This is a genomic window from Acinetobacter zhairuonensis (genome assembly GCF_022601715.1).
Classification (GTDB): Bacteria; Pseudomonadota; Gammaproteobacteria; order Pseudomonadales; family Moraxellaceae; genus Acinetobacter.
On sequence record NZ_JAKVIM010000001.1, the window covers coordinates 140,169 to 156,291 of the forward strand.

Genomic DNA, 16,123 nt, shown 5'->3' on the forward strand with positions numbered 1-16,123 from the left:
TGATGTATTTATAAGTTTGATTATAAAGAATTATATATTTAGTAATGAGAATTATTATTAATAGTAATTGCATTTATATTTATGTTTGTTACACTCTGAAACCGAAATTTCACGTTGTTTTCTATCTTCCAACAGTTTTGGGGTAATTGAATGAACAGACGCATTGTCCAATCAGCATTAGCACTATCCATTTTGTCGGTCATGAGTGTGCTTGTTTATGCTGAGGACGTACAAACAGAACAGCAAGCATCTGCAACAGAACAGGTGACGGCTCAAACTACAGATACAACCCAACTAGAAAAAATAGTTCTAACGGCTGAAGAACAAGTCAAACAGTCTTTAGGGGCATCCATCATCACAGAAGAGGATTTGGAAAAACTTCCTGTCGTTAATGATATTTCGGAATATGTACGCCGCATGCCTGGGGTGAATTTAACCGGCAATAGTGCGACGGGTCAGCGCGGGAATAACCGTCAAATTGATATTCGTGGCATGGGACCTGAAAATACCTTGATTTTAATTGATGGTAAGCCTGTGACTTCAAGAAACTCAGTGCGTTATGGTTGGCGTGGTGAGCGTGATACCCGTGGGGATTCGAACTGGGTGCCAGCTGATGCCATCGAGTCGATTGAGGTGTTAAGGGGGCCAGCAGCAGCACGTTATGGTTCTGGTGCTATGGGAGGCGTGGTCAATATTAAAACTAAAAAAGTCACCAACGAAGTACATGGTTCGGTTGAGCTGTATACCAATCAACCTGAAGACTCCAAAGAAGGGGCAACCAATCGAGTCGGTTTTAACTTAAGTGGTCCAATTGTCAAAGATGTCTTGTCTTACCGCTTATATGGTAATTACAACCAGACGGATGCAGATGCACCAGATATTAACCCTGTCACTGCATTGGGGACACGTGCGGCAGGACGCGAAGGTGTAGAGAATCAAGATATTGCTGGACGACTGGCTTGGCAAGTGGATGATCAGCAGACACTTTTATTGGATATTGCGACAGGTCGACAAGGCAATGAATATACAGGGGATATCCAAAATAGTAACTTTGATGCCGCAGGGACGGGAGGAGGCTTTAGCAATGCAGATTATGTTCGCGGCTTATTAGGACAAGAAACCAATACCATGTATCGTGACAGTTATGCATTAACGCATGAAGGAAAATGGGACTGGGGTGATACTAAAGTCATCGCACAATATGATAAAACCAAGAATAAACGTATTCCAGAATCCCTTGCTGGTGGTCCAGAGGGTAGCCCTAATTCATTTAATAAAAAGACCTCTACATTAGAAACGTTACGTTTTAATGCAGAAACGAACATCCCTTTAGAGATAGTTGTTCCTCAAGTTATAACCTTAGGTGCTGAATGGGTAGAAGATGATTTCACTGATCCATCGAGTACAGTACAAACCGATGCTTCAGGACTCATTACGTTATCTGCTGATCGTGAAAGTATGGAATCTCGAATTGCTTCTGCCTATATTGAAGATAACTTTAAGGTGACAGAGAGTACTGATTTAGTCCTTGGAGTTCGTTTCGACGACCACGATAAATCAGGTTCGAACTGGAGTCCGAGCTTAAACATTACCCAGAAACTGGGTGATTACTTTACCCTGAAAGGCGGCATTGCAAAGGCGTATAAAGCACCAAATATGTATCAAACTTCGGAAGGATACTTGTTGTATACCCGAGGTAATGGTTGCCCAATTAAAGCCACACAAATTTCTCAATGTTATTTAATGGGTAATGCTGATCTAAAACCTGAAACCTCGATCAATAAAGAATTGGGTATTCAATTCGAAAAAGATATGCTCAATGCCAGCTTGACGTGGTTTAGAAATGATTATGAAAATAAAATTACAGCAGGTGAAACCGTTTTAGCCACTTCAGCAGCGGGTCATAACATTTTACAGTGGGAAAATGTACCTGAAGCGTTGATTCAAGGGATTGAGGGGAGTGTAACGTTAACCTTTGATAATGCAAGTTGGACCAATAATGTGACGTATATGATGGATTCGGAAAATAAAAAGACAGGTAACCCGTTGTCAATTGTGCCGAATTATACGATTAACTCCATCTTTAACTATAACGTGACCGATGCCATGGATGTGAACTTCGTTTATACCCAATATGGACGCCAGAAGCCACGTCAATATGCGGAATCTAATACTGAAAATGGTCATATGAATGTTAGCGCTGTGAAAAGTTATGGTATAGCAGGCATTAATGCAGGCTATAAATTCACGGATCAAATCAGTGGGCGTCTTGGTGTTAGCAATTTGTTTGATGAAAAGTTATTACGTGATAACTCAGTGAACCAAACCTACAACGAACCAGGTCGTGCATATTATGCAAGTTTGAAATATGAGTTTTAACTTGATTTAAATACAGCACTAAAAGGCGCTATTCAGCGCCTTTTTTCAAGATTGCTAAGGTACTGTCAGAATAATAGAACTTTTCTAAATAATGACGCGCACGTTGTGCTAAATACTCTGATTGCACCAAATTCACAATAATTGGTTCTAAAAGGTTATGTAATTGATGTTGAATCAGGGCTTCATCAATATTTAAATCACGTAATAACAAATCAAAACTACGGTCTTGATTACGTGCATACCATGCGGACACGCCATCTTTCACTTGCTGTTCTAAGTAGGTGGTTTGACGTAAATGATCCCAAATTTCATGCCCCAAGCCAACTGTATGAGGTAGATCACCCACCTCGATATAATTTTTTAAAACATTCAATGGTAAGTCTTTAATTTTATGCCATAAATTGGCTTGAAAATGATACAGCTTTTCGTCATTAAAGTGTTGATTTAACACTTGTTCGCTCATTTGGCTGAGCTTTTGAATGTTTTTCTGCAAATACTGCTGAATCGCCTGATCCAAATTGGAATCGGTCACACTTTCCAAAACGGATTTCCCCATTTTCATAAAACGTGACACGCCAGGCACATGTTTGACCATAACCGAATTGTCTAAATAGTCATGAATCGCATGTTGAATCAGTTGCGTGATCATGGCTGAAAACGCAGGATTATTGACTACGGTATGAATCAAGCGGCGTCGATGTCCACTTTTGCTGGCAACATATTGCGCAATTTTATCGACCGTGAGTACAGGAATCGCATCTGCTATTTTAGTCTGGTCATTTGCAGGGTGTACCAAGGCAAAACGAATATGTTCAGCGATTTGCTCAATCAAGAAGGCACTGGCTGGCGTATTTAGAATTTGTTGTTGGATCAGTTGATGAATCTGCTCAACCGTCCAAAGTTGTTTTAAATTTTGCTTTCTAAACCAATGATAAAATTCAACGAATTCATTTTGAATGGTGTTTGACCGAGAAAATTCATCATTTAAAAATTGAACATGAGCCTCAATCAGTTGCTCAATCATTGGGTGTTTTTGCATAAAAGCTCAAATTTAATGTAAAGGAATCAGTTGATCTGCCAATGGATTTTTCAGATTCTGGGTTTTTGCCAGAAATGGCAAATAGTAATTTGCGACTTGCTTATCTGCTTCCAGTAGAGGCATATGACCAACATTGTTAAGGATGACAGGTGCTTCTGCACGTTTCAACAGTGATTTTAATTCATCTGCGACTTCAACATTAAAGATTTTGTCCTGTTTCCCCCAAAGAATCAGGGTAGGTGCTTCAACATTACGGGTAATGCGGGCAAAACTTTCAGGGGTATAAATTCGATTTAGTGTCGAAATTTGTTCAATCACTAAATTATTACGTCCCGCCTGAGAAATTAACAATTGCTCTTTGGCACGTTGCAATTCAGGGGACAGTTTAGGTGGGTTTTGCATCATTTCGTGGCGTACATCTGCATAGTCCCCAGGTTTAGACACAATTAAATGTTTCAGAAAATTTGGGTCTTTGGTATAGGGTGTATTGGCTTTTTTATAGATGCCTGCACTATTCAGCAGAAATAAGCTTTGGGTATCAAAGGGATACTGCGCAGCATATAAGGTGGCAATTGAGCCACCCAAAGAGTGACCTGCAATATTGAGTTTGTTTTCAATATCTATTGCTTCGGCAAACTGTCGTAGGCTTGAAGTGACATTCGGTACAGCGATATCAAAATTGGAAGGTACTTTGGTGTCGCCGTAGATGGGTAAATCAGGCACCACCACATGATAGTTTGGTGTCAAATATGCCGCGACACGGTTCCAGTTATCACGGCTACTGGCGATGCCATGTAGCAGTAAAACGGTCGGCTTTTGTGGCGAACCACCTTCGTTATAGCTCCAAACTATATCACCCACTTTCAGGGTTTTACTTTTTAAACCACAAGTTTCCCGTTCTTGTTGCAGATAGTTTTGCAGTGAAAGTTGTTCAGCAGAAGGTTGCAGTGTTTTGGCAGAAGCAAGATTGAGCAATGACAGAGTAATGAGAATTCCCATTGCTGTAACAAAATGAGAAAAATATTTACGTCTTTCAGTCATTGACTTAAATCCTTATTGCTAAAAGTTTTTGCTTCAAAATCCATTTTGAAACAAGCGGAAAGATTGATTTGGTATAAAGAATAATCTTTGAATTTATGCGAATCTATTTTAAATACAATACTTAAAATGTCACGAACAAGTTTGTTGAAATACTTGATGTTAAGATAAAATAATGTGATTTAGTTCAATGTAATGACAAGTGGGATGTGAAATTTTTTGCCAATTCGTAAAATGCAAAACTGTATCCTTTTTTGCAAGTGACAATCAATTTTGCTGGCATTAGAATATTGAAACTTCAAATCATGGTGGAAACAGAATGCTAACGGCTCAAGAAGCTTTAGAACGTCTTAAAAAAGGAAACCAACGTTTTGTCTCTGGGGAAACAACCCACCCTAAACAGTTATCGCACCAAGAGCGTGCTGAAATGGCAGAAGATCAAAACCCTTTTGCGATTGTACTCGGCTGTTCGGACTCACGTGTCCCTGCTGAAATGGTATTTGATCAAGGCTTAGGTGATTTGTTTGTTATTCGTGTTGCGGGTAACGTGGTTGCACCTTCACAAGTAGGTAGCGTGGAATTTGCTGCAGAACGTTATGACTGTGCAGTGGTGGTGGTATTGGGGCATAGTCACTGTGGCGCTATCAAAGCTACGATTGATACTTTGATGAATCCAGACTGCCCACCATCGAATAACTTAATGTCAATTGTGAACCGTGTTCGTCCATCAGTTGAAACCTTGATGCAAACTGAATTGAAAAATGATTTGGACAAGCTTTCAACGCATGCGGTACGTTCTAATGTTTTTGCTTCTGTGAATCAATTACGTCATGGATCAGCGGTGTTAGAGCAATTAATTGCGAAAGGTAAAATGATTGTAGTGGGTGCAGAATATTCACTTGAAACAGGTGAAGTGATTTTTTTTGACTTCTAATAAGTTTTACTAATTCAGAACATAACATCATGATTAAAGGCGCTTTATAAAGCGCCTTTAATGTATGGGTAAGCCAGATTTAATAATTTCGGTTGCGCTTGTGCATTCGGGTGAATCAAATCTTTTTGCATCAGGTTTTTCTGCCCTGCAATTCCTTCTAAAAAGAACGGCAGTAATTTCACTTGATATCGCTGACTGATCACCGTGTAATTCTGTTCAAATGCCTTGCTATAGGCAGTGCCATAATTGGGTGGAATTTTCATCCCAAAAACAATAACTTTGGCTTTTGCCTTTTGACTCTGCTCGACCAAGCGAGCAAGATTCTGCTGAATCATTTGCGGTGGCTGGCCACGTAACCCATCATTGCCCCCCAGTTCAATGACCACGATATTTGGCTTATAAGTTGCTAATAATTTTGGCAAACGTGCTAATGCACCGCTGGTGGTTTCACCACTAACACTCGCATTGACCACTTGATGTTGTTTCGGATACTGTTGCTCTAATCGTTTTTGCAGCAGTGTGACCCAACCTTGCTGAGGCTGTAGTCCATACCCTGCACTAATACTGTCACCCAAAATCATAATGGTTTTGGCGGAAACCATGATTGGACTGATGCAGACCAGCAGACCTGTGACCCATGAACAAATCAATACTTTAAAACGATATCGACGCATAGTCACTAAAGAACACCTGATCACAAGAAGAGAGAGTCATCATGCCACAAGCCGTAATTTCTGCCCAGAATTTGACACAAAAAATACAACTTGCAGACAAGAGTCTCTCAATTTTTGAAAATCTAAACCTCGAAATTATCGAGGGCGAACAAATTGCAATCACAGGGCGTTCGGGTTCAGGTAAGTCTACCTTATTGGGTATTTTGGCGACCTTAGATCAAGCCAGTAGTGGCGAACTTAGTGTTTGTGGCGAGAACATCACTTCACTAACTGAAGAGCAACGGGCACAGGTACGCTTAAAATATATCGGCTTTGTTTTTCAGTCTTTTCAGTTGTTACCGCACTTAACAGCTTTAGAAAATGTGATGCTGCCGTTACGCTTACATTCCGATTTTCAATATGCTGTGGCAGAGAAACGTGCTTTGGAATTGCTCAAAAAAGTAGGATTAGAGCGACAAGCCACGCAAACGCCTAAAGTGCTTTCGGGGGGAGAGCAACAGCGTGTTGCGATTGCGCGGGCTTTAATTAGCCAACCGAAGATTATTTTTGCCGATGAGCCAACAGGAAATTTAGACAGTCAAACGGCCAAAGAAATTGAACAGCTCTTATTTTCGCTAAATCGGGAGTTAGGCACGACACTGGTATTGGTGACGCATGATTTAAAATTGGCAAGACAATGTCAGCGCCATGTGCATTTATTTGAAGGTCAGTTACATGAACATGTGCAGGCTGGAGAACTGGTATGAGCGCCTTATTTCGCCCCTTATTACAGCAAAGCCTGAAAAGTAGTGGCATGTATTTGCTGATCATTGCTTTAGTACTGGCGATTAGTGTGACGACTGCACTGAAATTTAGTAATGAACAAATTCAGAATGCAGTGACTTTACAAGCGGCAGAGCTGATGGCTGCGGACTTGGTTTTGTCTGATCAGTCTGCCATTGAACAGCGCTGGAAAGATCAAGCCAAAGCTCTGGATTTAAAGCAGGCGCAGGTGACTGTGTTTAATTCCATGGCGCACAATGAATTGCAGTTCGTGATGGTTAATGTCAAAGCCATTGATGCTCATTTTCCATTACGTGGTCAGTTACAGCTTAAACCCGCACTGCAACGTCCAATACAAAGTGGTGAAGTGTGGTTGAGTCCACGGGTCATGGATTTATTAAAGGTCAAATTGGGCGATCAGATTCAGATTGCAGATGGCACGTTTAAAGTGACTGCAATGATTCAACACGATTCAAATCAGGAGCTGGGTTTTTCAGGTTTTTCACCCACGGTGATGATTGCACAGCAAGATGTGGCACGGACCAATGCGATTCAGGTGGGCAGTCGAATTGATTATCGCCTGTTAATGGCAGGGACTGCGAATAACACGCAACAATATCAGACTTTGTTTAAACAGCAGCAACAAAAGCTAAAGCCATCTGCTACGTCCAATGTAGATGAAACCAATGGTTTGAAACTCAGAAATGCGAGTGAAGGTAATACTCGCTTAATGCGTCCGATTGAAAATCTGGATACCTTTTTACAGTTGGCGAATATCCTGACCATTTTGCTATGTGGAATTGCAATTGCGCTAACCAGTCAACGCTATGTACAACAAAATCAAGACTATATTGCCTTACTACGGTGTATGGGGGCATCCAAAGCGCAGATTCTTAAAGTCTATGCCTATTTGCTGTTATTTATGTTGGGAATTGCCATTTTCATTGGAGTGGGCGTAGGCATTGCTTTGGGCTATGGACTCTTGCAACTCATGCTGCAATTGATTCCGAATTTGCAGTTGCAATTTTCAGCTTGGGCGATGTTAAAAGGCCCTTTGCCGATTGCCATTTTCACCAGTGCCGTGGTGTTAACAGGATTTATTTTGCCGCATTTATGGCAGTTGATGTACACACCTCCAATTCGCGTAATTCGTCAACAAGCGCAGTCTGTACATATTTTATTGTGGACCTTGTTGACGGGAACACTGAGTCTGTTTGTGTTTAGTGCAATCCTGACAGAAAATCTATTGCTGACCAGTTTAGTGATCGGAGGAATTCTTGCCTTAAGTGCAGTACTGTACCTTGCGGTTTGGCTGGTTTTAAAAGCCATCAAAAAACTGAAGATGGCAATTTCAGCCTATGTGAAAGTGCCTTATCAAACTGCCTTTCAAATTACGGCTTTGGCATTAGGATTGAGTCTGATTACGGTACTCGCCGTTCTACGCACAGATTTATTAGAACGTTGGCAACAACAGTTACCTCAAGGCACGCCCAATCAGTTTGTGTATGGCTTACCTCCGTTTGATATCCCTCAATTCAAGCAGCAGTTAGAAGCACATGGTTGGAGCAGCACTCCTTTGTATCCAAATATTCGGGGTCGATTGGTGGCAAAAAATGAACAGCCATTTTCGGAACAGCTGGTACAGAAGAATAACTCCTTACGCCGTGAGCTCAACCTGACTCAAAGTAATAGTCTGCCAGCGGACAATAAGATTGTACAAGGACAAGCTCAATTTACACGTGTTGGGGAAGTATCAGTCGAAGCTAAAACTGCGGCTGAATTGGGGATACAGGTTGGTGATCGTCTAAGTTTTAGTTTGCCTGAAGGCATGCTACACGCCAAAGTAGTGAATTTCAGAGAGGTGGAGTGGGAGAGTTTCAGTCCAAACTTTTTCTTTATTTTTTCACCACAGACACTGGATGAAAATGCAGGAAGTTATTTGGGCAGTTTTTATGTCCCAGAACAAGACAAACCAAAACTGATTCAATTGATTCAGCAATTTAGCAATACCGTGTTTATTGATGTTGGTTTAATTCTGGATGAAATTAAACGTTTGATGAATGTCTTGATTCAAGTGGTGACTATTTTGGCGTTACTGGTCAGCCTTGCAGGAGTTTTGGTCTTAATCGCCTGCCTGAACTTATTGATGGATGAACGTAAACAGGAAGTGGCATTGCTGCGTTCATTTGGCAGCTCAAAGCAAACGCTAAAACGGATGTTGACCCTAGAAATTGGCTTTATGGGGTTGTTGGCAGGCATTGTGGCGTGCTTCTTTGCTGAATTGATCAGTGCAATTGCCAGTTACCGTATGAATCTTAGTCTTCAACCGCATTGGGAAATCTGGTTGATTTTACCGATCAGCATGATGCTGTTATGTGCACTGATTGGTCGTTATCGCCTGAGTTATCTTTGCGATATCCCACCATTACAGAGTTTAAGAGAGATGAACCAAACTTGAGCTTCATCTCCGCTGATTTAAAAGTGATAGTGCTGTCGCATGGCTTGCAATAATTCTGCCCATAGTGGTTGAATCAATTGCAGCTGTTGCAGGCAGTATTGATAAAGCAACCAACAGCTAGCAAAGGCAATCAGGGTTCCGAGAATTAAGCTCAGGGAAGGTTTCTGCCATTTTTGGCACAGATACCAAATCCCTGCCAGTACTGCCCCCATCAGCATACCACCGACATGCGCAGCGTTGTTAATCCCTGAGATGGTGAGTCCAATCACCAAGTTGATACCCATAACCATAATCAGGGTCTTTTTATCTAGAATAAAACGTTGTCGTGGAAGAATTGGAAATAGAGACAGCAGGGTTAACGCACCGCCTAAGCCCATTACAGCGCCAGAGGCACCCGCGCTGACATGTGGCAGCAAGTCAGGGTCAATCGCCTGCATATTTAACATGGAAACACTGTCATGGATGGCCAAATAACTGCTAAACAGGCTGCCCATTAAACCTGCGGCGAGGTATAGCATCAAAAAATATAGGCGTCCAAACAGTTGTTCTGCAACACTACCAAAAATATACAACGCCCACATGTTTAACATTAAGTGCACCATGCCAAAATGAAAAAACATGCTACTGAACAGTCGCATGGGTTCCTCTAAAAAGGTTAAAGGTGCATAATCAGCTCCCCAGCGTATGGCATCTGGTAGGCTTGGATCACTGACATTCACGCCTGAGAAAATTTGCCAGAGGAATAGCCCGACATTGATGGCAATGAACAGGGCAGTGAGCCACCAATCCTGCATATTTAGTTTGCTCGGAACCCAAGGTGGTGTTGAATGAGACATGCTATGGTTTGACTTTCAATCGAGGTTTGAATCAAGCTTAGCACGAAAGAAAGCAAATATTTGGAGCAACTTACTGACATGAAAGCCTTTTTTGTTCGAACTTTGTTAGTCATTGTCAGTTTTATTCTTCTTGTTCAGCTCTGGATTTTTAGCAGTTTGGTATGGTGGCGAACACATCCAGTTGAAACCACCATGTTCATGCGTCTGGATTATTGGTCAGAACCTTCTCAGCCGATTCATCATAAATGGCGTGATTATGATGAGATTAGCGATTACCTAAAACGTGCTGTGGTGGCTTCAGAAGATGGAAAATTTATGCACCATCATGGTTTTGACTGGGAAGGTATGCAATACGCTTTAGAGCGCAATCAGGACAAAGGCAAAGTGGTTGCGGGGGGATCGACCATTTCCCAGCAATTGGCGAAAAACTTGTTCTTATACAATAAGCGTTCATTTATTCGTAAAGGGCAGGAGGCCGTTGCCACTTGGATGATGGAGCGCATGTGGTCGAAACAGCGTATTTTGGAAGTTTATTTAAACTCAGTCGAGTTTGGTGAAAATATTTATGGGGTGGAAGCCGCGTCACAGCATTACTTTGGCAAAAGTTCACGCAGTTTAAGTCGTGATCAGGCTGCATTTTTGGCTGCAATTTTGCCAAATCCTAAGTATTACCAAGAACATCAGAATGATCGACGCATTCAAATTCGCAAAAAAATGATTCGTAAATATATGCGCTATAGTCAAATTCCATAAAGTGTAGAATTTAGATGTGAAGCCCAAATTATTTTGGGCTTTTTTTATGAAAATGTCACAAAATTGAAGCATACTTATGAATATACAAATAACGTCTTAAAATCATGGGTTGATTATGAATACGGCGGCACAGACTCCTTTAGAGCCAGTTGAATATACTTATAATGATCGATTTATTAATCGTGAACTTTCTATTTTAGATTTCCATTTACGTGTTCTTGAACAAGCTGTCGATCCGCTGCATCCTTTATTGGAACGCATGAACTTCCTGCTTATTTTCTCACGCAATTTAGATGAGTTTTTTGAAATTCGTGTCGCAGGCATGATGGAACAACTGGATTTGGGGAATGAAAGTCACACCCCAGATGGTCTGACTCCTAAACAAGTACTGGAACAGATTTCGCAAACAGCACATGCAGCGATTGAACGTCAATACCGCATTTTAAATGAAGAAATTTTGACCAAGTTGCGCGAAGAAGATATCTGTTTCTTACGCCGTGGAGAGTTGACTCCAGCACAGTCTTCTTGGGTAAAAAAATACTTCCAAGAACAGGTTGCACCTGTCTTAACCCCAATCAGTCTAGACCCAGCGCACCCATTCCCACGTTTAGTCAATAAAAGTTTAAACTTTATTGTGACGCTAGAAGGGAAAGATGCTTTTGGACGTCAGATTGATTTGGCGGTTGTGCCTGCACCACGTTCATTGCCGCGTGTAGTGCGTTTGCCAGATGAGTTGACGGGCGGTAAAGAGCATCACGTTATGCTGTCTGCGATTATTCATGAGCATGTTTCTGATCTCTTCCCAGGTATGACTGCGACTGGCTGTTATCAGTTCCGTGTGACACGAAATGCAGATTTGGCTTTAAATGAAGATGTCGAAGACTTGGCCAAAGCACTCAAAGGTGAATTGAACTCTCGCCGTTTTGGACGTGCGGTACGTTTGGAAGTGACTGAGAACTGTCCGAAGCATATTTATGACTATCTGTTGAATGAGTTTGATCTAGATGAAGAGCAACTCTATAAAGTAGATGGTCCAGTGAATCTGGCACGCTTATTGTCAAATTTTAAGCGTCCACATTTACGTTATGACACGCATACCCCTGTTATTCCAAAGGTGTTGAAAAAATCTGAAAATATTTTTTCAGCCATGCAAAAACAGGAGATTTTATTACATCATCCGTTTGAATCCTTTGCGCCAGTCATTAATTTACTGCGTGAAGCTGCACGCGATCCGCAGGTATTGGCCATCAAGCAAACCTTATATCGTAGTGGAGCCGATTCTGAAATCGTACAGGTCTTGGCAGAAGCTGCACGTAACGGTAAAGAAGTCACTGCGGTAATTGAATTACGTGCACGTTTTGATGAAGAATCCAATATTGCTGTGGCAAATGTACTGCAAGAAGCTGGTGCTGTTGTGGTTTATGGCATTGTGGGCTATAAAACCCATGCCAAAATGATTCTGGTGGTACGCCGTGAAAACAACAAATTGGTGCGTTATGTACATTTAGGCACAGGCAATTATCATGCGGGTAATGCGCGTATCTATACCGATTATGGTTTACTCACCACCGATAAAGAACTCTGTGAAGATGTACATCGCATTTTCCAAGAGTTGACCGGCATGGGGAAAATGGCAAAACTTAAAAAGCTGTTGCATGCGCCATTTACCTTGCACGCACAATTACTCAATTTCATTGATGATGAGATTGCCAATGCTAAAGCAGGTAAACCAGCGCAAATTATTGTCAAAGTGAATGCACTGACTGAACTGCAATTAATTAATAAACTCTATGAAGCGTCACAAGCAGGGGTGCAGATTGATCTGATTATTCGTTCAATTTGTTGCTTACGTCCAGGTTTACCGGGTCTATCTGAAAATATTCGGGTACGTTCAATTGTAGGTCGTTTCTTGGAACATACCCGTGTTTATTATTTTAGTAATAATGGCAACGCACATGTGTATTGTTCAAGTGCAGACTGGATGGATCGTAACTTGTTTAATCGGGTTGAAGCGTGCTTCCCAATTGAAGATCCAGCACTGAAAAAGCGAATTTATCAGCAAGGTTTATTGAATTATTTAAAAGACAATCAACAAGCATGGTTGTTACAAGGTGATGGCTCTTGGGTTCGTGCTCAAGTGGCAGAGGGTGAAGAAGCACATAATGCCCAGCGTACTTTGTTGGAAATGATTAAATAAGCATTCTTTAATAGAGTCAAAAAAAAGGGCCTTAATTGGGCTCTTTTTTAATTATGACTGAGATGTCGGTAAATGGATTTTATCCGCCCTTCCACACTATAGAGGGGAATACCGAGTTGATGTGCAACTTCACGGGTATTCATATGTTCTGCCATTAAGGTCAGAATCTCAAATTCAAGATCAGAAAATTGGGTCGCGGGTTCTTTAAAGTGATTGATAAACTGGCGTGCGGGACTGAGGTTCTGTGCGTCTAAAATGTATTGAGCTAACTCACTGTGCAGACTGGCACCACCTCTCAAAATCGTTCGAATCTGCTGTAAGATTTCCCGATCTGTTTGTTCTACAAAAAAGTAACCATGTGAACCTGCTTGAATTCCGCGGAAGATTTTTTCAGTTTGCCCGAATTGCGCCAGTAATATAATTACGACATAAGGATGATAAGCTTTAAGTGTGCGGATTAAGTCATGTATTGGAACTTGAGTAAAATTAAGATCGATCAAGACAATATTAGGTAGATGTAACCGATAAATGTCTAGAGCATCATCTAAATAAGGGGTTGAATGAATTAAATGCGCAGGGTAGCCTAACTCCATCAATAATATTTTTATGCGAAGGTCTAAATTAATTTCTTCTGAAAGAATTAAAACGGGTGCTGGGAGTAAAAGCTCATTCACTTTGTTATAGTCCTAAACTTGAGCATCCAATTATCTTTTGACTGTGTTCCAAATGCCGAAAATGTTCTATACCTGTAAATTGGGATTTTAAGAATATGGGGTTAGTGTAAGTGTTTGTTGAATAAAAATTAATTGAAAACGGTTTTAATTTTGTTGTTAATTTAAGGAAATTTGTTGAGATTATCTTTTATTTGCCGAGTTTTTGTTCAAAAGCCGAGTCAAGAAAGCTACAGTAAATCTTTGCGCAGTTCACGGGTACTGGGGATAGATGTGTAACGAAACACAGTATAGCCAGCTTCTGTCAACATGGCGTCACGTTGACGGTCTTCATCTTCTTTGCCTATATGGCTGGGGTCATCCAGTTCCACAATCGCAAGGACTTTCATATCGCGATTCAACACCACAAAATCTGTGACTTTTCGATTGAATTGTTGGCGTATTTTAAAGTGTTGACTGGTAATCAATGCACTAAATGCAACTTGTGCCAAAATGTGATGCTCGGGCAGTGCTTCATTGAGTCGCACAAACATTTTTTGTTCAAAGGCGGTGATTAATGGCTTTTGATAAAATTGCTGACGTTTCCAAAACAGATGCTGAAGCAGCATGACCAGCAACACGAAACTTGCCAGACAGCCAATAATGAAAAATAGCGTTTGAATAGATGTAAACACAAATTGAATCCAATAAAAAACCCACTGCGTAGTGAGTGGGCTTTTAGAATCTTGGCTCTCCAACCTGGGCTCGAACCAGGGACCTGCGGATTAACAGTCCGTCGCTCTACCGACTGAGCTATTGGAGAATCTGGAACGCATTTTAGGGGGCTAAGTGAAAGTGGTCAAGTAAAAAGTGAAAAAATTCAGTTATTTTGAGTTGAGTGAATTAAAAATAGGCAAAACGGCTATTTAATCGACTGAATTGCCTCAATATATGTGGTTTGAGTTGCCAGTGGATTGACCTGACGACATTGATTGATCAGTTGCATCAGCTCTTTTTGTTTCATGTTGGGGCGAATTTGGGCTTGAATAGAGTTGAGTACAGCTGAATTTTTTCCAGATAAATCGCGGCTGCATTGATATAAGCGCTCATACATCAGGGTAGAAGCAGATTTATTGTCTTCAGATTTTTGCGTGCATTGAAAGATGGCAAAGATCACCACAACCACGATAATCCAGAAAATTAGGGATTTTAACCAAGGCAGATTCATTTTTATGCTCTTTATCTTCTTATGAAATAAAGATAGTCAAAACCCTAGCAGAATACAATGAATGTTGGAATTCAGGCAATAAAAAACCCACGTCATCATGCGTGGGTTTTTTAGAATCTTGGCTCTCCCACCTGGGCTCGAACCAGGGACCTGCGGATTAACAGTCCGTCGCTCTACCGACTGAGCTATGGGAGAATAGTAGATTGGCTCTCCAACCTGGGCTCGAACCAGGGACCTGCGGATTAACAGTCCGTCGCTCTACCGACTGAGCTATTGGAGAATCTGATGCGCATTTTAGGGATGAAAACTCAAGTCGTCAACCTGTTCCTGAAGATAATTGTTTTATTTGATTTATAATTATGCAGTTAAAGCCTAAAAATAAAAAAATCACCCCTAAAGGGTGATTTTTTATGCAGAAAAATAAAAATTATTTTTCAACACCAGCTGCTTGACCCGCATATTTCGCATTTGCGTAGTCCCAGTTCACTAGGCTTTCTAAGAAAGTTGTGATGTATTTAGGACGCATATTACGGAAATCGATGTAGTAAGCGTGTTCCCAAACATCAATGGTTAATACTGCAACTTTACCGTGAGCAAGTGGAGTATCCGCATTTGCAGTTTTCATAATAGAAAGTGCACCATTTACTTCGTCAGCCACTAACCAAGCCCAGCCTGAACCGAACTGAGTTGTCGCTGCTGCAGCAAATTCTTCAGCAAATTTTTCGTATGAACCGAAAGTTTCATCAATTTTTGCTGCTAATGCACCAGTCGCTTTACCGCCACCGTTTTTAGCCATACAGTTCCAGTAGAACGTGTGGTTCCAAACTTGTGCTGCATTGTTGAAAACACCCGCTTTAGCTGCATCACCAGCAGAAGCTTTGATGATTTCTTCTAAAGTTTTACCTTCAAGGTCAGTACCCTTGATTAAGTTGTTTAAGTTAACAACATAAGTGTTGTGGTGTTTGTCGTGATGGTATTCTAAAGTTTCTTTGCTGATGTGAGGAGCAAGATCTTCATAGCCATATGGAAGTGCTGGTAAAGTGATCGTTGTCATGATTTCAATTCCTTGCTTTTGCTGGGTTTTGACATTAAGTGGCACTATTGTAAAGGATTCGAGGCTGAATTTGCGCAATACTTTTAAATAACAATACAGAATAAAGCTCAAATTTATACGT

14 protein-coding genes and 3 tRNA genes are annotated in these 16,123 nt (G+C 41.0%); 6 read left to right on the plus strand and 11 right to left on the minus strand.

Going from position 1 to position 16,123, the window contains the following annotated elements; genetic code table 11:
* The first annotated feature begins 150 nt into the window (after positions 1–150).
* On the plus strand, positions 151–2,379 hold the full coding sequence (locus tag MKI85_RS00685; protein ID WP_241624017.1) for a TonB-dependent siderophore receptor: 2,229 nt from the start codon (positions 151–153) through the stop codon (positions 2,377–2,379).
* A gap of 28 nt (positions 2,380–2,407) precedes the next feature.
* On the opposite strand, the gene MKI85_RS00690 is transcribed toward MKI85_RS00685, so the two are convergent.
* Together MKI85_RS00690 and MKI85_RS00695 are read right to left on the minus strand one after the other, a co-directional pair.
* Positions 2,408–3,418, minus strand: a complete 1,011-nt coding sequence (locus MKI85_RS00690) for a hypothetical protein (RefSeq protein WP_241624019.1) — start codon at positions 3,416–3,418, stop codon at positions 2,408–2,410.
* Positions 3,419–3,430: 12 nt separating this feature from the next.
* Positions 3,431–4,459: an alpha/beta fold hydrolase gene (locus tag MKI85_RS00695; RefSeq protein WP_241624021.1), complete on the minus strand. Its 1,029-nt coding sequence runs from the start codon at positions 4,457–4,459 to the stop codon at positions 3,431–3,433.
* Positions 4,460–4,775: 316 nt separating this feature from the next.
* On the opposite strand from MKI85_RS00695, the gene MKI85_RS00700 reads away from it, so the two are divergent.
* On the plus strand, positions 4,776–5,390 hold the full coding sequence (locus MKI85_RS00700; protein ID WP_241624024.1) for a carbonic anhydrase: 615 nt from the start codon (positions 4,776–4,778) through the stop codon (positions 5,388–5,390).
* 44 nt (positions 5,391–5,434) lie between these two features.
* Here MKI85_RS00700 and MKI85_RS00705 read toward each other — a convergent pair whose 3' ends face one another.
* A complete protein-coding gene (locus MKI85_RS00705; RefSeq protein WP_241624429.1) occupies positions 5,435–6,064 on the minus strand; it encodes an arylesterase in 630 nt (209 codons plus the stop codon).
* Between the two features lie 41 nt (positions 6,065–6,105).
* Between MKI85_RS00705 and MKI85_RS00710 the strand changes: the two genes are divergently transcribed.
* Positions 6,106–6,810 carry an ABC transporter ATP-binding protein gene (locus MKI85_RS00710; protein ID WP_241624026.1) on the plus strand — a complete coding sequence of 235 codons (705 nt, stop codon included), beginning with the start codon at positions 6,106–6,108 and terminating at the stop codon, positions 6,808–6,810.
* Entirely contained in the window at positions 6,807–9,284 is a 2,478-nt protein-coding gene (locus MKI85_RS00715) for an ABC transporter permease (protein ID WP_241624027.1), read from the plus strand. The genes MKI85_RS00710 and MKI85_RS00715 overlap by 4 nt, the downstream gene beginning before the upstream one ends.
* 17 nt (positions 9,285–9,301) lie before the next feature.
* Here MKI85_RS00715 and MKI85_RS00720 read toward each other — a convergent pair whose 3' ends face one another.
* Positions 9,302–10,120 carry a rhomboid family intramembrane serine protease gene (locus tag MKI85_RS00720; protein ID WP_241624029.1) on the minus strand — a complete coding sequence of 273 codons (819 nt, stop codon included), beginning with the start codon at positions 10,118–10,120 and terminating at the stop codon, positions 9,302–9,304.
* A 78-nt stretch (positions 10,121–10,198) separates the two neighbouring features.
* On the opposite strand from MKI85_RS00720, the gene mtgA reads away from it, so the two are divergent.
* Both mtgA and ppk1 read left to right on the plus strand, forming a co-directional pair.
* A complete protein-coding gene (gene mtgA / locus MKI85_RS00725) occupies positions 10,199–10,873 on the plus strand; it encodes a monofunctional biosynthetic peptidoglycan transglycosylase (RefSeq protein ID WP_241624032.1) in 675 nt (224 codons plus the stop codon).
* A gap of 115 nt (positions 10,874–10,988) precedes the next feature.
* The gene (ppk1, locus tag MKI85_RS00730; RefSeq protein WP_241624034.1) at positions 10,989–13,070 is read left to right on the plus strand and encodes a polyphosphate kinase 1; all 2,082 of its coding nucleotides are present in this window, start codon (positions 10,989–10,991) and stop codon (positions 13,068–13,070) included.
* A gap of 47 nt (positions 13,071–13,117) precedes the next feature.
* On the opposite strand, the gene MKI85_RS00735 is transcribed toward ppk1, so the two are convergent.
* The 7 genes from MKI85_RS00735 to MKI85_RS00765 all read right to left on the minus strand — a co-directional run bounded on the left by MKI85_RS00735 (position 13,118) and on the right by MKI85_RS00765 (position 16,002).
* Entirely contained in the window at positions 13,118–13,744 is a 627-nt protein-coding gene (locus MKI85_RS00735; RefSeq protein ID WP_241624036.1) for a helix-turn-helix domain-containing protein, read from the minus strand.
* 227 nt (positions 13,745–13,971) lie between these two features.
* Positions 13,972–14,415 carry a DUF2726 domain-containing protein gene (locus MKI85_RS00740; protein ID WP_241624038.1) on the minus strand — a complete coding sequence of 148 codons (444 nt, stop codon included), beginning with the start codon at positions 14,413–14,415 and terminating at the stop codon, positions 13,972–13,974.
* 52 nt (positions 14,416–14,467) lie between these two features.
* Positions 14,468–14,543: transfer RNA gene (locus MKI85_RS00745), tRNA-Asn, on the minus strand.
* Positions 14,544–14,642: 99 nt separating this feature from the next.
* Entirely contained in the window at positions 14,643–14,948 is a 306-nt protein-coding gene (locus tag MKI85_RS00750) for a hypothetical protein (protein WP_241624040.1), read from the minus strand.
* Positions 14,949–15,067: 119 nt separating this feature from the next.
* Positions 15,068–15,143, minus strand: a tRNA-Asn gene (locus MKI85_RS00755).
* Between the two features lie 9 nt (positions 15,144–15,152).
* A tRNA-Asn gene (locus MKI85_RS00760) sits at positions 15,153–15,228 on the minus strand.
* Positions 15,229–15,375: 147 nt separating this feature from the next.
* A complete protein-coding gene (locus MKI85_RS00765; RefSeq protein WP_161933453.1) occupies positions 15,376–16,002 on the minus strand; it encodes a superoxide dismutase in 627 nt (208 codons plus the stop codon).
* Positions 16,003–16,123 lie beyond the last annotated feature (121 nt).